General features: G+C 55.3%; 29 protein-coding genes. All 29 read left to right on the top strand.

Going from position 1 to position 16,422, the window contains the following annotated elements:
- Positions 1–157 precede the first annotated feature (157 nt).
- The 29 genes from rpsL (at position 158) to rpsK (ending at position 16,420) form a co-directional block, all read left to right on the top strand.
- On the top strand, positions 158–532 hold the full coding sequence (gene rpsL, locus AC13CY_RS17500) for a 30S ribosomal protein S12 (RefSeq protein WP_009098973.1): 375 nt from the start codon (positions 158–160) through the stop codon (positions 530–532).
- A 142-nt stretch (positions 533–674) separates the two neighbouring features.
- The gene (gene rpsG, locus AC13CY_RS17495; RefSeq protein ID WP_016915771.1) at positions 675–1,145 is read left to right on the top strand and encodes a 30S ribosomal protein S7; all 471 of its coding nucleotides are present in this window, start codon (positions 675–677) and stop codon (positions 1,143–1,145) included.
- Positions 1,146–1,312: 167 nt separating this feature from the next.
- The gene (gene fusA, locus AC13CY_RS17490; RefSeq protein ID WP_062362755.1) at positions 1,313–3,436 is read left to right on the top strand and encodes an elongation factor G; all 2,124 of its coding nucleotides are present in this window, start codon (positions 1,313–1,315) and stop codon (positions 3,434–3,436) included.
- Positions 3,437–3,465: 29 nt separating this feature from the next.
- Positions 3,466–4,659 (top strand): elongation factor Tu, encoded by a 1,194-nt coding sequence (tuf, locus tag AC13CY_RS17485; protein ID WP_044628837.1) that lies wholly within the window; start codon positions 3,466–3,468, stop codon positions 4,657–4,659.
- Positions 4,660–4,819: 160 nt separating this feature from the next.
- On the top strand, positions 4,820–5,131 hold the full coding sequence (gene rpsJ, locus AC13CY_RS17480; RefSeq protein WP_483052835.1) for a 30S ribosomal protein S10: 312 nt from the start codon (positions 4,820–4,822) through the stop codon (positions 5,129–5,131).
- Between the two features lie 150 nt (positions 5,132–5,281).
- A complete protein-coding gene (gene rplC, locus AC13CY_RS17475) occupies positions 5,282–5,920 on the top strand; it encodes a 50S ribosomal protein L3 (protein WP_044628835.1) in 639 nt (212 codons plus the stop codon).
- A gap of 15 nt (positions 5,921–5,935) precedes the next feature.
- The gene (rplD, locus tag AC13CY_RS17470; protein WP_062363019.1) at positions 5,936–6,541 is read left to right on the top strand and encodes a 50S ribosomal protein L4; all 606 of its coding nucleotides are present in this window, start codon (positions 5,936–5,938) and stop codon (positions 6,539–6,541) included.
- Positions 6,538–6,834, top strand: a complete 297-nt coding sequence (rplW, locus tag AC13CY_RS17465; protein WP_009723902.1) for a 50S ribosomal protein L23 — start codon at positions 6,538–6,540, stop codon at positions 6,832–6,834. Before rplD ends, rplW begins: the two co-directional genes overlap by 4 nt.
- Before the next feature lie 17 nt (positions 6,835–6,851).
- Positions 6,852–7,682, top strand: coding sequence for a 50S ribosomal protein L2 (gene rplB / locus AC13CY_RS17460; RefSeq protein ID WP_044628832.1), 831 nt, complete (start codon positions 6,852–6,854; stop codon positions 7,680–7,682).
- A gap of 33 nt (positions 7,683–7,715) precedes the next feature.
- Positions 7,716–7,991, top strand: coding sequence for a 30S ribosomal protein S19 (rpsS, locus tag AC13CY_RS17455; RefSeq protein ID WP_009098993.1), 276 nt, complete (start codon positions 7,716–7,718; stop codon positions 7,989–7,991).
- 18 nt (positions 7,992–8,009) lie between these two features.
- Positions 8,010–8,342: a 50S ribosomal protein L22 gene (gene rplV / locus AC13CY_RS17450; protein WP_044628831.1), complete on the top strand. Its 333-nt coding sequence runs from the start codon at positions 8,010–8,012 to the stop codon at positions 8,340–8,342.
- Between the two features lie 11 nt (positions 8,343–8,353).
- On the top strand, positions 8,354–9,058 hold the full coding sequence (gene rpsC / locus AC13CY_RS17445; protein ID WP_018917731.1) for a 30S ribosomal protein S3: 705 nt from the start codon (positions 8,354–8,356) through the stop codon (positions 9,056–9,058).
- Positions 9,059–9,073: 15 nt separating this feature from the next.
- On the top strand, positions 9,074–9,487 hold the full coding sequence (rplP, locus tag AC13CY_RS17440) for a 50S ribosomal protein L16 (protein WP_007112000.1): 414 nt from the start codon (positions 9,074–9,076) through the stop codon (positions 9,485–9,487).
- Positions 9,487–9,678, top strand: coding sequence for a 50S ribosomal protein L29 (rpmC, locus tag AC13CY_RS17435; protein WP_027337514.1), 192 nt, complete (start codon positions 9,487–9,489; stop codon positions 9,676–9,678). Before rplP ends, rpmC begins: the two co-directional genes overlap by 1 nt.
- 1 nt (position 9,679) lies before the next feature.
- Positions 9,680–9,940, top strand: a complete 261-nt coding sequence (gene rpsQ / locus AC13CY_RS17430) for a 30S ribosomal protein S17 (RefSeq protein WP_009723897.1) — start codon at positions 9,680–9,682, stop codon at positions 9,938–9,940.
- Positions 9,941–9,990: 50 nt separating this feature from the next.
- Positions 9,991–10,362, top strand: a complete 372-nt coding sequence (gene rplN / locus AC13CY_RS17425) for a 50S ribosomal protein L14 (RefSeq protein WP_009723896.1) — start codon at positions 9,991–9,993, stop codon at positions 10,360–10,362.
- A gap of 14 nt (positions 10,363–10,376) precedes the next feature.
- Complete coding sequence (gene rplX, locus AC13CY_RS17420) at positions 10,377–10,691, top strand: 50S ribosomal protein L24 (RefSeq protein ID WP_054640903.1); 315 nt, start codon at positions 10,377–10,379, stop codon at positions 10,689–10,691.
- An 18-nt stretch (positions 10,692–10,709) separates the two neighbouring features.
- On the top strand, positions 10,710–11,249 hold the full coding sequence (rplE, locus tag AC13CY_RS17415; protein WP_054640904.1) for a 50S ribosomal protein L5: 540 nt from the start codon (positions 10,710–10,712) through the stop codon (positions 11,247–11,249).
- A 10-nt stretch (positions 11,250–11,259) separates the two neighbouring features.
- A complete protein-coding gene (gene rpsN / locus AC13CY_RS17410) occupies positions 11,260–11,565 on the top strand; it encodes a 30S ribosomal protein S14 (RefSeq protein ID WP_044628827.1) in 306 nt (101 codons plus the stop codon).
- A 32-nt stretch (positions 11,566–11,597) separates the two neighbouring features.
- Positions 11,598–11,990: a 30S ribosomal protein S8 gene (gene rpsH, locus AC13CY_RS17405; RefSeq protein ID WP_009723892.1), complete on the top strand. Its 393-nt coding sequence runs from the start codon at positions 11,598–11,600 to the stop codon at positions 11,988–11,990.
- A 9-nt stretch (positions 11,991–11,999) separates the two neighbouring features.
- Positions 12,000–12,530 carry a 50S ribosomal protein L6 gene (gene rplF / locus AC13CY_RS17400; RefSeq protein WP_058579839.1) on the top strand — a complete coding sequence of 177 codons (531 nt, stop codon included), beginning with the start codon at positions 12,000–12,002 and terminating at the stop codon, positions 12,528–12,530.
- Between the two features lie 9 nt (positions 12,531–12,539).
- Positions 12,540–12,890, top strand: a complete 351-nt coding sequence (rplR, locus tag AC13CY_RS17395) for a 50S ribosomal protein L18 (RefSeq protein ID WP_044628825.1) — start codon at positions 12,540–12,542, stop codon at positions 12,888–12,890.
- An 11-nt stretch (positions 12,891–12,901) separates the two neighbouring features.
- Entirely contained in the window at positions 12,902–13,402 is a 501-nt protein-coding gene (rpsE, locus tag AC13CY_RS17390) for a 30S ribosomal protein S5 (protein ID WP_007111990.1), read from the top strand.
- 6 nt (positions 13,403–13,408) lie between these two features.
- Positions 13,409–13,591, top strand: a complete 183-nt coding sequence (gene rpmD / locus AC13CY_RS17385) for a 50S ribosomal protein L30 (RefSeq protein WP_009723888.1) — start codon at positions 13,409–13,411, stop codon at positions 13,589–13,591.
- 3 nt (positions 13,592–13,594) lie between these two features.
- The gene (gene rplO / locus AC13CY_RS17380; protein WP_044628823.1) at positions 13,595–14,029 is read left to right on the top strand and encodes a 50S ribosomal protein L15; all 435 of its coding nucleotides are present in this window, start codon (positions 13,595–13,597) and stop codon (positions 14,027–14,029) included.
- Entirely contained in the window at positions 14,030–15,361 is a 1,332-nt protein-coding gene (gene secY, locus AC13CY_RS17375) for a preprotein translocase subunit SecY (RefSeq protein ID WP_054640906.1), read from the top strand.
- Positions 15,362–15,389: 28 nt separating this feature from the next.
- Positions 15,390–15,503, top strand: coding sequence for a 50S ribosomal protein L36 (rpmJ, locus tag AC13CY_RS17370; protein WP_009099023.1), 114 nt, complete (start codon positions 15,390–15,392; stop codon positions 15,501–15,503).
- Positions 15,504–15,624: 121 nt separating this feature from the next.
- A complete protein-coding gene (gene rpsM, locus AC13CY_RS17365) occupies positions 15,625–15,981 on the top strand; it encodes a 30S ribosomal protein S13 (RefSeq protein WP_062363022.1) in 357 nt (118 codons plus the stop codon).
- Between the two features lie 52 nt (positions 15,982–16,033).
- The gene (rpsK, locus tag AC13CY_RS17360; RefSeq protein ID WP_009099028.1) at positions 16,034–16,420 is read left to right on the top strand and encodes a 30S ribosomal protein S11; all 387 of its coding nucleotides are present in this window, start codon (positions 16,034–16,036) and stop codon (positions 16,418–16,420) included.
- The last annotated feature ends 2 nt before the right edge of the window (positions 16,421–16,422 follow it).

Genomic DNA, 16,422 nt, shown 5'->3' with positions numbered 1-16,422 from the left:
AATGGCAGGAACCTGGCGGTAAACCACCGCCAGGGCTTGACGCCAGGCAGGGGCAGCCTTTAGAATGCGCAGCCTTTAACAGTGGGGTGGGTGCGCCCGCATCCGCTGCTTGTATTTGTTAATAGGCCAAGGCAACCATTGGAGTCAGCTAAACACCATGGCAACGATTAATCAGCTAGTGCGCAAGCCGCGCAAGCGCCCCGTCACCAAGAGTGACGTGCCTGCGCTTCAGGCATGCCCGCAAAAGCGCGGCGTTTGTACGCGCGTTTACACCACCACCCCCAAGAAGCCGAACTCGGCCCTGCGTAAGGTTTGCCGTGTGCGCCTGACCAACGGTTTCGAAGTCTCTTCTTACATCGGTGGTGAAGGTCACAACCTCCAGGAGCACTCTGTTGTTCTGATTCGCGGCGGTCGTGTAAAGGATTTGCCAGGTGTGCGTTATCACACCGTTCGTGGCGCCCTTGACACCTCTGGCGTACAGAACCGTAAGCAGGGTCGTTCTAAGTACGGTACCAAGCGTCCGAAGTCCTAAGGCGTCTTGTTGCAGCGTCTTAAGACGCTGGCGTTGTTACCTTAATACGAATATGACGGTCTGATAAGAGTAAGGTCGGGCGGCGCCAAGAGCGCAAGCAGGTTCCGAGTTTACCTGAAGGATCCTTAATTGAGGGCTTATCATGCCTAGAAGAAGAGTTGTAGCTAAACGCGAAATCCTGCCGGATCCCAAGTTCGGAAGTGAGCGTCTGGCGAAGTTCATGAACCACCTGATGGTCAGCGGCAAGAAGTCCGTAGCTGAGCGCATCGTCTATGGTGCGTTGGACAAGGTTGCCGAGCGTAGTAAAGAAGAGCCGCTGGAAATCTTCGACAAGGCGCTGGAAACCATCCAGCCGATGGTCGAAGTAAAGTCGCGCCGCGTGGGTGGTGCTACTTATCAGGTGCCGGTTGAAGTTCGTCCGTCACGTCGCCAAGCGCTGGCTATGCGCTGGCTGGTAGACGCTGCGCGTCGTCGCGGTGAAAAAACGATGGTACAGCGTCTGGCAGGTGAAATGCTGGATGCCGCTGAAGGCAAAGGCTCGGCTGTTAAGAAGCGTGAAGATGTGCACCGTATGGCAGAAGCCAACAAGGCCTTCTCTCACTATCGTTTCTAAACTCGGCGTTTCTGAGTTTGTGTTTGATTTTGTTGGTTGTGCTGCGCTAAAGAGTTTTTTCGCCATGCTGCAACACACTGCCGCTACCTTTGAGGGTGGCGGCGGTGGGATAAGCAAAATGAACACTGCTGAATTAACGGGCATTGCCAACTAACGGGAGCTTCACCGTGGCACGCAAAACACCGCTTAATCGCTATCGCAACTTGGGTATTGTTGCCCACGTTGATGCAGGTAAGACAACCACGACAGAACGTGTTTTGTTTTACACTGGCGTAAACCACAAGCTGGGCGAAACCCATGAAGGTGCTTCGACTACTGACTGGATGGAGCAAGAGCAGGAGCGTGGTATTACTATCACCTCGGCTGCTGTTACTACCTTCTGGAAAGGTATGAATCACCAGTTTGATGAGCACCGCATTAATATCATCGACACCCCTGGGCACGTTGACTTCACTGTCGAAGTTGAGCGTTCTTTGCGTGTTCTTGATGGTGCTGTGGTTGTACTGTGCGGTTCTTCCGGCGTTCAGCCGCAGACCGAAACCGTATGGCGCCAGGCTAATAAATATGAAGTTCCGCGTATGGTCTTCGTCAATAAGATGGACCGTACCGGTGCAGACTTCTTCATGGTTGTTGACCAGTTGAAGGAGCGCTTAGGTGCTAACGCTGTGCCAATCCAGATTAACTGGGGTACAGAGGAAGACTTTAAAGGCGTTATCGACCTGATCGAGATGAAGGCTATCCTCTGGAATGAGGCAGACTTAGGCACTTCGTATGAGCTTGTCGATATTCCTGCTGAGCTACAAGAGACTGCCGAAAAATATCGCGAGCAAATGGTCGAAGCCGCAGCTGAAGGCTCTGATGAATTGATGGATAAGTACCTCGAAGGTGAGGAGCTGACCATTGAAGAAATCAAAGCAGGCCTTCGTGCGCGCACACTGGCTAGCGAAATCGTTCTAGTGACCTGTGGTTCTGCCTTTAAGAATAAGGGTGTTCAAGCAGTCCTGGATGCGGTTGTTGAGTATCTGCCCTCGCCGACAGAAGTTAAAGCAATCGAAGGTGAGCTGGACGACAAAGACGGCACCATCGCGACTCGTGAAGCAGACGATAGCGCTCCGTTCGCTGCACTAGCGTTCAAGATCGCCACCGACCCCTTCGTTGGTACGCTGACCTTCATTCGCGTCTACTCAGGCGTTCTGAAATCTGGTGATGGTGTTTATAACTCCGTTAAGCAGAAGAAAGAGCGTGTTGGTCGTATCGTTCAGATGCACGCCAACTCTCGCGAAGAGATCAAAGAAGTACTCGCAGGCGACATCGCTGCTTGTATCGGTCTGAAGGACGTCACTACAGGTGATACCCTGTGTGATATCGATCACAAGATCGTGCTTGAGCGCATGGAGTTCCCGGATCCGGTTATCTCTGTTGCCGTAGAGCCTAAGTCGAAAGCTGACCAGGAAAAAATGGGTGTTGCGCTGGGTAAATTGGCCCAGGAAGATCCTTCCTTCCAGGTGAAGACCGACGAAGAGACCGGCCAGACCATCATCTCGGGTATGGGCGAGCTGCACCTGGATATCATCGTTGACCGTATGCGTCGCGAGTTCAAGGTAGAAGCGAACATCGGCAAGCCGCAGGTTGCTTACCGTGAAACGATTCGTGGCAGCGTCGAGCAGGAAGGTAAATTCGTACGTCAGTCCGGTGGTCGTGGTCAGTACGGTCACGTGTGGCTGCGTATCGAGCCGCTGACTGCAGAAGAGAAGGGTGAAGGCGAAGAAGAGATCTTCTTCAAGTTCAACTCTGAGATCGTAGGTGGTGTGGTTCCGAAGGAATACGTACCTGCGGTTGAGAAAGGTGCTTTCGAGCAGCTGCAAAATGGTGTCATCGCGGGTTACCCGATGATCGACGTCAAAGTCACGCTGTTTGATGGTTCCTACCATGACGTGGACTCTAACGAGACTGCGTTCAAGATTGCTTCTTCTATGGCAGTGAAAGAAGGTGCCAGGAAGGCCAAGGCCGTGCTGCTGGAGCCGGTGATGAAGGTCGAAGTCGTGACCCCCGAAGAGTTTATGGGTGACGTCATGGGCGACCTGAACCGTCGTCGCGGCCTGGTGCAGGGCATGGATGACTCTTCCTCTGGTAAAGTCATTCGTGCAACGGTGCCACTGGGTGAGATGTTCGGTTATGCAACCGATCTGCGCTCACAGACCCAGGGCCGTGCGAGCTACTCTATGGAGTTCGCGAAGTACGAGGAGGCGCCCTCCAGCGTCGTTGAAGCCGTCATCAACCAAAACGGTTAACCGTTAGCTAACGTAAAGAGGTTATAGCAGTGGCTAAGGAAAAATTTGAACGTTCCAAACCGCACGTCAACGTCGGCACCATCGGTCACGTCGACCACGGTAAAACGACTCTGACAGCGGCCCTGACCCGCGTGTCTGCTGAGGTTTTCGGCGGCGACTGGCGTGAATTCGATACCATCGATAACGCTCCGGAAGAGCGTGAGCGTGGTATCACCATCGCGACATCTCACGTTGAATACCAGTCTGAAGTGCGTCACTACGCACACGTTGACTGCCCGGGACACGCTGACTACGTCAAGAACATGATCACCGGTGCTGCCCAGATGGACGGCGCGATCCTGGTATGTTCTGCCGCTGACGGCCCCATGCCGCAGACGCGTGAGCACATCCTGCTGTCTCGTCAGGTTGGCGTTCCGTACATCGTTGTGTTCCTGAACAAAGCGGACATGGTCGATGACGAAGAGCTGCTCGAGCTGGTCGAAATGGAAGTTCGTGAACTTCTGTCCGAGTACGACTTCCCGGGTGACGACACGCCGATCATCACTGGTTCTGCGCTGATGGCGCTGAACGGTGAAGACGAGAACGGCATGGGTACTACTGCGGTAGCTAACCTAATCAAAGCTCTGGATGACTACATCCCTGAGCCGGAGCGTGCGATCGACCAGCCGTTCCTGATGCCGATCGAAGACGTATTCTCTATCTCTGGCCGTGGTACCGTTGTTACCGGTCGTGTAGAGCGCGGTATCGTTAAAGCTGGTGAAGAAGTGGAAATCGTGGGTATCCGCGACACCACCAAAACCACCGTTACTGGCGTAGAAATGTTCCGTAAGCTGCTCGACGAAGGTCGTGCAGGTGAGAACGTTGGTGCGCTGCTGCGTGGTACTAAGCGTGATGACGTTGAGCGTGGTCAGGTACTGGCGAAGCCGGGCACCATCAACCCGCACACTGTCTTCGAAGCCGAAGTCTACGTACTGTCCAAAGAAGAAGGTGGTCGTCACACGCCTTTCTTCAAAGGCTACCGTCCCCAGTTCTACTTCCGTACCACTGACGTAACAGGTACTTGTGAACTGCCGGAAGGCGTTGAAATGGTAATGCCGGGCGACAACGTTAAGATGGTTGTTACCCTGATTGCTCCAATCGCTATGGACGAAGGTCTGCGCTTCGCAATCCGCGAAGGTGGTCGTACCGTTGGTGCTGGCGTTGTTGCAAAAATCGTCAAGTAAGCTTGCTTGATGATTGATCAAGAGGGGCTCTTGCGAGCCCCTTTTTCTGCGCACCAATAGCAAATGTTTGACATGGGCTTTTGGCGTGCCTATAATGCGCATCCTTTGAATGCGTGGGTAGACGGCTCGCGCCGTCGACATCCATTGGAGTTTAGGGCAAATGCAGAACCAAAAGATTCGCATTCGGTTGAAAGCGTTCGACCATCGCCTGATTGATCAGTCCACAGCGGAGATCGTTGAAACCGCTAAGCGTACTGGTGCTCAGGTTCGTGGGCCGATTCCGCTGCCGACCAACCGCGAGCGCTATACCATTCTGATTTCACCGCACGTCAACAAAGATGCGCGTGATCAGTATGAGATTCGTACTCACAAGCGTGTGCTCGACATCGTTGAGCCGACCGAGAGAACTGTTGATGCGCTGATGAAGCTCGATCTCGCCGCTGGCGTAGACGTGCAAATCAAGCTCGACTAATACACTAGACACTTCGCGGCCCAGCGCTCACCGTTTTAATATGTGAGCAGCAGCCGCCGCGCCGTGAGGCGCCACACAATGTGCTAGTGGAATGCTCTGGAAAGGGCAGCCATAGCGGGTGATAGCCCCGTACACTATAGGAGACTGAGTATGACTATCGGTTTAGTCGGTAAAAAGGCCGGGATGACCCGTGTCTTTACCGAAGATGGCGCATCCGTGCCCGTGACCGTTATTGAAGTTGATCCTAACCGTGTAACGCGCGTTAAGACCATTGAGTCTGACGGCTACGCAGCGGTTCAGGTGACTACAGGTTCTCGTAAAGCCAAGCACCTCACCAAAGCGCAAGCTGGACAGTTTGCCAAGGCGGGTGTTGAGGCTGGTCGTTCACTGATGGAATTCCGTCTTGCAGAAGGCGAAGAAGCTCCTGAAGTGGGTGGCGAACTCACCGTATCCCTCTTCGAAGCTGGTCAAATGATCGACGTGACCGGCACCTCTAAGGGTAAAGGCTTCCAGGGTGCTGTTAAGCGCTGGAACTTCCGTACCCAAGACAACAGCCATGGTAACTCCCTGTCGCATCGCGCGCCGGGTTCTATCGGCATGTGTCAGACACCTGGTCGCGTATTCAAAGGCAAGAAAATGGCCGGTCAAATGGGTAACACCCGTTGCACCGTGCAGAGCCTTGAGATCGTCCGTGTCGACGCCGAGCGTAACCTGCTGCTGATCAAAGGCGCAGTACCGGGTGCTACCGGTAGCGACGTTATCGTTCGCAGCGCCGTGAAAGCTGGCTGAAGGGGATAATTACCAATGAATCTGAATCTTGCTGCAGGCACGGGTACCGTTGAAGTAGCCGACGCCACTTTTGGCAAAGAATTCAACGAAGCGCTGGTGCACCAGGTCGTTACCGCCTACTTGGCTGGTGGCCGTCAGGGTACACGCGCTCAAAAGAACCGTTCCGACGTACGTGGTGGTGGTAAGAAGCCGTGGCGTCAGAAGGGTACCGGTCGTGCACGTGCCGGTACTATTCGCTCTCCGCTGTGGCGCAGTGGCGGGGTTACTTTCGCGGCGCGTCCTCAGGACTTCAGCCAGAAAGTTAACCGCAAAATGTACCGCGCGGCGATGCGTTCCATCCTGTCTGAGCTGGTACGTCAAGAGCGTTTAGTCGCTATTGAAGAGTTCAGCGTAGAAGCGCCGAAGACCAAGCAGGTAGCTGCCAAGCTGAAAGAGCTCAACCTTGAGAAAGTGTTGATCGTCACTGAAGAAGTTGACGAAACGCTCTATCTGGCCGCACGCAACCTTCCCCACGTCGATGTGGTGGATGTCGCTGCAGCTGATCCGGTGAGCCTGGTTGCCTTTGATAAGGTCCTGGTCACCGTCTCCGCCCTGCGTAAATTCGAGGAGAAGCTGGCATGAACCAGGAACGCGTATTCAAGGTTCTGCTTGGACCGCACGTGACCGAAAAGGCCGCGATGGCAGCCGAGCGCAACCAGTACGTTTTCAAGGTGGCAAGCGATGCTACCAAGCCCGAGATCAAGAAAGCCGTTGAAGCACTGTTCGGCAAGAAGGTCGGCAGCGTTCAGGTGCTGAACGTTAAGGGTAAAACAAAGCGTACTGCTCACGGCGTTGGCCTGCGAAAGGGTTACCGCAAAGCGTATGTGACCCTGGCTGCGGGTGAAACGCTCGAAGACTTCTCTGGCGCCGAATAAGGGCAGGAGTACGGATAATGGCAATCGTCAAGACCAAACCCACATCCGCCGGTCGTCGCCACGTCGTCAAGATCGTTGGTGAGGAGCTGTACAAGGGCCGTGCTTATGCACCGCTTTTGGAAAAACAGTCCAAGTCCGGTGGCCGTAACAACTACGGTCGCATCACCACCCGCCACGTGGGCGGTGGTCACCGTCATCACTATCGGTTGATCGACTTCAAGCGCACCAAAGATGGCATTCCTGCCACTGTTGAGCGTCTGGAGCACGACCCGAACCGCAGTGCGCACATTGCGCTGCTGAAGTATGCCGATGGCGAGCGTCGTTACATCATTGCACCGAAAGGTGTCAGCGCGGGTGACGTGCTGGAATCTGGTGTTAACGCGCCCATCAAGAAAGGCAATGCCTTGCCTCTGCGTAACATCCCGCTGGGTTCTACCGTTCACGGTATCGAACTGAAGCCGGGTAAAGGCGCGCAGATTGCTCGCAGTGCCGGTACTAGCGCTCAGCTGGTTGCTCGTGAAGGTAATTACGCCACCCTGCGTCTTCGCTCTGGCGAAATGCGCAAGGTTTTGGCTGAATGCCGCGCAACCTTGGGTGAAGTGAGCAACTCCGAGCACAGCCTGCGTCAACTTGGCAAGGCCGGTGCGAAGCGCTGGAGAGGTGTGCGTCCGACTGTTCGCGGTGTCGCGATGAACCCGGTGGATCACCCGCACGGTGGTGGTGAAGGCCGCACCAGTGGTGGTCGTCACCCGGTATCCCCATGGGGCGTGCCGACTAAGGGTCACAAGACGCGTAAGAACAAGCGCACCGACAAGCTGATCGTTCGTCGTCGTAATAAGACACGTTGATCTAAATTGCCAAGACATTAAGAGGTAACGGCTGTGCCACGTTCACTAAAGAAAGGTCCCTTCATTGACCTTCATCTTTTGAAGAAGGTAGAGGCTGCAGTGGAGAAGAACGACCGTAAACCGATCAAGACTTGGTCGCGTCGTTCGATGATCCTGCCAAACATGGTAGGCCTCACAATCGCTGTCCATAACGGTCGCCAACACGTCCCGGTGCATGTTTCCGAGGAAATGGTTGGCCACAAGCTGGGCGAATTCGCTGCCACTCGCACGTATCGCGGGCATGCGGCGGACAAGAAAGCCAAACGGTAAGCCAGAGAGGATTAAGAGATGGAAGTCACAGCTAAGCTGAGTGGCGCTGCTTTATCCGCACAGAAGGCCCGTTTGGTGGCTGACCAGGTGCGCGGTAAACCGGTCGCCGAAGCGCTTGACCTGCTGACCTTCTCCCCGAAGAAGGCTGCCAAACTGGTCAAGAAAGTGCTTCAGTCCGCCATCGCGAATGCGGAAGAAAACAACGGCATGGACATCGACGAGCTGCGTGTCTCGACCATCTGCGTCGATGAGGGCATGACGCTCAAGCGTATCAAGCCGCGCGCCAAAGGCCGTGCGGATCGTATCTTGAAGCGCACCTGCCACATCACCGTCAAGGTAGCCGAGAAGTAGGAGTCGACCAGATGGGTCAGAAAGTCAATCCAACAGGCATTCGACTGGGCATCGTCAAAGACCATGCTTCTGTCTGGTATGCCGAGCGCGGCGCCTATGCCGATAAGCTCAACAACGATCTCGAAGTGCGCAGCTTCCTGGAAGAGCGTCTGAAAAACGCCTCCGTTAGCCGCATTCACATCGAGCGTCCGGCTAACAATGCCCGCATCACCATTCACACTGCCCGTCCGGGTATCGTGATTGGTAAGAAAGGTGAAGATGTCGACCGTTTGCGTCGCGATCTCACCGAGATGATGGGTGTTCCGGTTCATGTGAACATCGAAGAAGTTCGCAAGCCGGAGCTGGATGCCAAGCTGGTTGCTGCTAACGTAGCGGGTCAGCTTGAGCGTCGCGTTATGTTCCGTCGTGCGATGAAGCGCGCGGTACAAAACGCAATGCGTCTTGGCGCTGGCGGCATCAAGATTCAGCTGTCAGGTCGTCTGGGTGGTGCCGAAATCGCACGTACCGAATGGTACCGCGAAGGTCGCGTTCCGCTGCACACTCTGCGTGCGGACATTGACTACGCCACTTACGAAGCTCACACCACCTACGGCGTCATCGGCGTCAAAGTGTGGATCTTCAAGGGCGAAATCCTCGGCGGTATCGAGGAAGTACGTGCCAAGGCTAAGCAACAGCAGCCTGCCGGCAACGCGCCCAAGAAGAAAGGTTCCAGGTAAGGGGAGAGCGAGTCGATGTTACAGCCCAAGCGTATGAAATTCCGCAAGATGATGAAAGGCCGCAACCGTGGCCTAGCGCATCGCGGAAGCAAGATCAGCTTCGGGGAGTACGGTCTCAAAGCAACCGGTCGTGGCCGCATCACTGCGCGTCAGATCGAAGCCGGCCGTCGTGCGATCACACGTCACGTCAAACGTGGCGGTAAGATTTGGATCCGCGTATTCCCTGACAAGCCGATCTCCAAGAAGCCGCTCGAAGTTCGTATGGGTAAGGGTAAAGGTTCAGTTGAGTACTGGGTAGCCCAGATCCAGCCGGGTCGGGTCCTGTACGAAATTGAAGGTGTATCCGAAGAGCTGGCCCGTGAAGCATTTGAACTGGCCGCCCAGAAGATGCCCCTGTCCACCACCTTTGCGAAACGGACGGTGATGTGATGAAAGCCCAGGAAATTCGTGAAAAGTCCGCAGGAGAGCTCAAAGAGCAGCTCCTCGAGCTCCTCCGCGAGCAGTTTAACCTGCGCATGCAGAAGGCCACTGGCCAACTGAGCCAGACTCATCTGCTCAAGCAGGTCCGTCGGGATATCGCCCGCGTTAAGACTGTGCTCAACGAGAAGGCAGGTGATTGAGATGGCCGAAGAGAAGAAAACACGTACGCTGACCGGCAAGGTGGTCAGCGACAAGATGGATAAGTCCATCGTCGTTATGATCGAGCGTCGTGAGCGTCACCCGATCTACGGAAAATACGTTAAGCGCTCCACCAAGCTGCACGCCCATGATGAGGCGAACCAGGCAAAGGCAGGCGATACGGTTTCCATTCAGGAGTGCCGTCCGCTTTCCAAGAAGAAAGCCTGGACGCTGGTCGAGGTGGTCGAGCAGGCCAAAGGTTAACCCCTGCGTCTGTCCAACCAGTGCAGTCAGATTAGGTTTGGAGAAAACCGATGATTCAGACTCAGACAATGCTGGATGTCGCCGACAACAGCGGAGCGCGCCGGGTGCAATGCATCAAGGTGCTAGGCGGTTCACACCGTCGTTACGCCCGCGTTGGTGACGTCATTAAAGTAACGGTGAAAGAAGCGATTCCGCGCGGTAAGGTCAAAAAAGGCCAAGTGCTGAAAGCGGTAGTCGTTCGTACCCGTAGTGGCGTCCGTCGTAGTGACGGTTCGCTGATCCGTTTCGATGGAAATGCGGCAGTTTTGTTGAACAACACCAACGAACAGCCGATCGGCACGCGTATCTTCGGGCCGGTAACTCGTGAGCTTCGTAATGAGAAGTTCATGAAGATCATTTCCCTAGCGCCTGAAGTGCTGTAAGGAGCGAGGCGGATATGCAAAAGATCAAACGTGACGATGAAGTCATCGTCATCGCCGGGAAGGATAAGGGCAAGCGCGGCACCGTTAAGCGGGTGTTAGACAACCGCTTCGTGGTGTCCGGTGTGAACATGATTAAACGTCACACCAAGCCCAATCCCATGGCGGGAAATCAGGGCGGTATCGTCGAGCGTGAGGCTCCGATTCACGCGTCCAACGTAGCCATCTTCAATTCGGAGACCGGTAAGGCGGATCGCGTCGGCTTCCAAGTTAAGGAAGACGGTACCAAGGTACGTATCTACAAGTCGACGCAGACGCAGATCGACGCCTAACGCGAGTCGGGTAGCAAAATGGCGAACTTGAAAGAACGTTATCAAAACGAGGTGGTGGCTCAACTCAAAGAGCAGTTCAGCTACGCCAACGTAATGCAGGTACCCCGGATCACGAAAGTGACTCTGAACATGGGTATCGGCGAAGCGGTCAGTGATAAAAAACTGATCGACAACGCTATCGGCGATCTGGAGAAGCTCTCTGGTCAAAAGCCGCTAGTAACTAAAGCACGTAAGTCCATCGCGGGCTTCAAGGTGCGCGAAGGTTGGCCGATCGGTATTAAAGTAACACTGCGCTCCGCGCGTATGTGGGACTTCCTGGACCGTCTGGTGAACATTGCGATTCCTCGCGTGCGTGACTTCCGTGGTCTCAATCCGAAGTCTTTTGACGGTCGCGGCAATTACTCTATGGGTGTGCGTGAGCAGATCATCTTCCCAGAGATCGAGTATGATAAAATCGATCGCGTACGGGGGCTGGACGTCACTATCACTACTACCGCCAACACCGACGAGGAAGGTCGTGCGCTGCTTGCAGCACTGAACTTCCCGTTCAAGAAATAAGGGTTGGATCATGGCTAAGAAAAGTATGGTAGAGCGTGAGCTCAAGCGTACTCAGCTAGTCGAGAAGTATGCGGCTAAGCGCGCAGAGCTCAAGAAAATCATCTCGGACGTGAACGCTTCTGAAGAAGATCGTTTCGAGGCGACGCTGAAGCTGCAGCAACTGCCGCGCGACTCAAGCCCGGTGCGTCAGCGTAACCGCTGCCGCGTGACTGGCCGTCCGCACGGTTTTTACAACAAGTTCGGTCTCGGCCGTAACAAGCTGCGTGAAGCCGCCATGCGTGGCGACGTCCCTGGTCTGAAAAAGTCCAGCTGGTAACGCTACGTAGAATCATCAGGAGCGCACATTAAATGAGCATGCAAGACACTCTGGCGGATATGTTTACCCGTATCCGCAATGCGCAGATGGCCACCAAGGAGACGGCTACCATGCCGTCCTCCAAGCTGAAAGTTGAAGTGGCCCGAGTGCTAAAGGAAGAAGGCTACATTACTGACTTTACGGTGGCTGAAGGCGTTAAACCCGAGCTCACCGTGACTCTCAAGTACTTTGAGGGCAAGCCGGTTATTGAGCACATTCAGCGGGTTTCCAAGCCGTCTCTGCGCCAGTACAAAGGCAAGGACAACCTGCCTAAGGTCGCCGATGGTCTGGGTATCGCGATTGTCACCACCTCTAATGGTGTCATGACCGATCGTGCCGCGCGCCAAGCAGGCGTCGGTGGCGAAGTCATCTGCACCGTATTCTAGGAGGCTGGAATGTCCCGCATAGCGAAATATCCGGTTAAAGTGCCTGCCGGCGTTGAGATTAAAATCAATGCCGACCAGCTGACCGCCAAAGGCGGCCAGGGCACACTATCTATGACCGTTCACCAAGACGTGGTGATCGCTCAAGAAGATGGTCAGCTGACCTTCGCCCCGAGTGAGTCTGCCAAGAGCTGGGCAATGGCCGGTACTACCCGCGCCTTGGTTCAGAACCTGGTAACGGGCGTATCCGAGGGTTTCACAAAAACTCTCGAAATTGTTGGCGTCGGTTATCGTGCCCAAGCTAAGGGCCAGACGCTCAATCTTTCACTGGGCTTCTCGCACCCGGTCGACTACGAACTGCCTAAGGGTGTTACAGCGGAAACGCCGAAAAACACCGTGATCGTGCTGAAAAGCGCGGACAAGCAGATGCTCGGTCAGTGCGCCGCGGAAATCCGCGCCTTCCGTCCGCCAGAGCCGTATAAAGGCAAAGGTGTACGGTACGCCGACGAGCAGGTGCGTCGCAAAGAAGCCAAGAAGAAGTAAGGCAGGGTTATGAACGCGAAGAAAGAATCTCGTCTCCGTCGTGCCCGCCGCGCTCGCGCCAAGATCCGCGAGCTGGGCGTGTATCGCCTGTGCGTCAACCGTACCCCGCGTCACATCTACGCGCAGATTATCTCGCCGGATGGTGGCAAAGTGCTAGCCAGCGCTTCTACGCTGGACAAAGCACTGCGCGAGGGTGCGACCGGCAACACAGACGCGGCCTCTAAGGTCGGTGCTCTGATTGCTGAGCGCGCTAAAGAAGCAGGCATCACCCAGGTGGCCTTCGACCGTGCTGGCTTTAAGTATCACGGTCGCGTCAAGGCTCTGGCCGACGCCGCTCGTGAAGGCGGCCTGGAATTCTAAAGGGTTTTACGATGGCGAAGAACGAACAGCAAAGCGGCGATCTGCAAGAGAAGTTAGTGCAGGTCAACCGCGTCGCCAAGGTGGTCAAAGGTGGTCGTATTTTCGGCTTCACCGCACTGACCGTCGTTGGTGATGGTAAAGGTCGTGTCGGTTTCGGTCGTGGCAAGGCGCGTGAAGTGCCGGTCGCAATCCAGAAAGCGATGGACCAAGCTCGTCGCAACATGGTCAAGGTTAACCTTGCAGGCCACACGCTGCAGTACCCGGTCAAAGCCCGTCACGGTGCTTCCAAGGTGTACATGCAGCCAGCCTCCGAAGGTACCGGTATCATCGCCGGTGGCGCCATGCGCTCTGTACTAGAGCTAGCCGGTGTCCACGATGTACTGGCCAAGTGCTACGGTTCCACCAACCCGGTTAACGTGGTACGAGCGACTGTCAAAGGTCTCTCCTCCATGCAAGCACCGGAAGACGTGGCCGCTAAGCGCGGTCTGTCTGTCGAAGCGATCACGGGGTAAGGCACCATGGCAGCAACGATCAAGGTTACCCAGATCCGCAGCACCATCGGCGTTTTGCCCAAGCACAAGGCTACTATGAAAGGCCTGGGTCTGCGTCGCATCGGTCATACGGTTGAGCTGGAAGACACCCCTGCCGTACGCGGCATGATCCACAAGGTTAACTACCTTGTGCGCGTTGAGGGAGAGTAATCCATGAAACTCAATACCCTGAGCCCGGCACCGGGCTCCAAACACGCTGAAAAGCGCGTTGGTCGTGGTATCGGTTCCGGTCTTGGTAAGACCGGTGGCCGTGGCCACAAAGGTCAGAAATCACGCAGTGGCGGCAGCGTCAAGCCTGGTTTCGAAGGCGGTCAGATGCCGCTGCAGCGTCGTCTGCCGAAATTCGGCTTCACGTCTGCTAAGTCGCTGGTATCTGAAGAAGTACGCCTGGCCGAGCTTGCCAAGGTTGCCGGTGACGAAGTCACCATGGAAACCCTGAAGCAAGCCAACGTGCTGAAGGATGCTACGCAACACGCGAAGATCATCCTTTCTGGCGAACTGAATAAGGCGGTTACCGTTCGTGGTATCAAGGTCACCAAAGGTGCCCGTGAAGCGATCGTAGCCGCTGGCGGCAAGGTAGAGGACTAAATGGCCAAGTCAGGAAATATGCCGGCGATGGGCAGCGGTCTGAGTGAACTGTGGGCGCGTTTGCGCTTCGTGCTCCTCGCCATCGTGGTGTACCGTATTGGTGCCCACATTCCCGTTCCCGGTATCAATCCTGACCAGCTTGCTGCCTTGTTTAGGGAGCAACAGGGCACCATCCTAGGCATGTTCAACATGTTCTCGGGTGGCGCCCTGGAGCGCATGAGCGTCCTCGCCTTGGGCATTATGCCTTATATATCGGCGTCGATTATCATGCAGCTTATGACTGCGGTCTCCCCTCATCTTGAGCAACTCAAGAAAGAGGGCGAGGCTGGCCGCCGCAAGATCAGCCAGTACACCCGCTACGGCACGGTGATACTGGCACTTGTCCAGGCTACCGGCATGTCCGTGGGTCTGGCTAGCCAAGGCATCGCTTACAGCGCTGACTTCAGCTTCTATTTCACTGCGATCATCACGTTTGTGTCGGGCGCAGTGTTTATGATGTGGCTAGGTGAGCAGATCACCGAGAAGGGTATCGGCAACGGTATTTCGCTGCTGATCTTCGCGGGGATCGTCGCTGGGCTGCCCAGTGCCGTGGGGCAAGCGTTTGAGCTTGCTCGCAACGAAGGGGCCTGGAATGTTCTTCCGCTGTTAGCGCTGTCAGTGCTAGGTATTGCCACCGTTGCGTTTGTGGTATTCATTGAGCGTGGCCAACGCCGCCTCAAAGTGAACTACCCACGACGCCAGGTCGGCAATAAGATGTATGCAGGCCAAAGCAGCTACTTGCCTTTGAAAGTGAACATGGCCGGTGTTATTCCAGCCATCTTTGCTTCCAGTATTCTTCTCTTCCCGGCCTCTATTGGTCAGTGGGTGGGGGCTGGCGAAGGAATGGAGTGGTTGCAGCGTGCATCACAAGCGTTAGGCCCCGGCCAACCGCTTTACATCTTGCTTTTCGCGGCGGCAGTGGTATTCTTCTGCTTCTTTTACACAGCGCTGGTCTTCAACCCCAAGGATGTGGCTGACAATTTGAAAAAGTCAGGCGCCTTCCTGCCGGGCATTCGCCCCGGCGAGCAGACCGCTCGCTATATCGACAAAGTGATGACACGTCTCACTCTGTTCGGTGCCTTGTATATCACTGCGGTTTCCTTGATGCCCCAGTTCCTGATCGTAGCGTGGAACGTGCCGTTCTTCTTCGGTGGCACGTCGCTTCTGATCGTGGTAGTGGTCATCATGGACTTCATGGCCCAGGTGCAGTCGCATCTCATGTCGCATCAATATGACTCAGTGATGAAGAAGTCCAACCTGAAAGGCTACGGTAGCGGCGGCATCATGCGCTGAGGCGCGCCGTTGCGAATTGGAGAGAACGATGAAAGTTCGAGCTTCCGTAAAGAAGATGTGCCGTAACTGTAAGATTATTCGTCGCAATGGCGCTGTTCGCGTCATTTGCATCGAACCTCGGCACAAACAGCGTCAGGGCTAAACCTGGGCTGTATTAAGCCGGTGCCGGCATACCCCTTGCCTTAGGGCTTATAAAGGGGTATGCTGTTGCGCCTTTTGTAGATGATTAAACGAGCAAGCCGCTCAAATTTCGGAGTAAGCTGATGGCCCGTATTGCAGGCGTCAATATCCCGGACAACAAGCATGCGGCGATCTCGCTGACCTATATCTTCGGGATTGGCCGTACTCGCGCTAAGCACATTTGTGCTGCTGCCGGTATCGCGCCGACTGCCAAGATCGTAGACCTGTCCAGCGATGAGCTGGATACCCTGCGTTCTGAAGTTGGTAAGTTTACCGTAGAAGGCGACCTTCGTCGTGATGTCACGCTTAATATCAAGCGTCTCATGGACTTAGGCTGCTACCGTGGTCTGCGTCATCGTCGTAGTCTTCCGCTGCGTGGTCAGCGGACTAAGACTAACGCGCGTACCCGTAAGGGCCCGCGTAAGCCGATCCGCAAATAACACGCAGGCTCTTTAATAGAGAGCTGACGTTAAGACAGGAATAGACATCAACATGGCTAACCCGCGTAGTAACCGTAAAAAGGTTAAAAAGCAGGTAGTGGACGCCGTAGCGCACATCCATGCCTCTTTTAACAACACGATCGTGACGATCACAGACCGCCAGGGCAATGCTCTCTCTTGGGCAACTGCCGGTGGTTCGGGTTTTCGTGGTTCTCGTAAGAGCACCCCGTTCGCTGCGCAAGTAGCAAGCGAACGTGCAGCGACTGCTGCAGCCGAGTATGGTGTGAAAAACGTAGACGTGCTGGTCAAAGGCCCCGGTCCCGGCCGTGAATCCGCCGTGCGCGCACTGAATGCCGCCGGCTTCCGCGTGCAAAGCATCGTAGACGCGACGCCCATTCCCCACAATGGCTGCCGTCCGCCTAAGAAACGCCGCGTTTAAGG

It is taken from the genome of Vreelandella sp. L-15, assembly GCF_056857635.1.
This window is presented reverse-complemented; position numbering and strand designations above follow the sequence as displayed.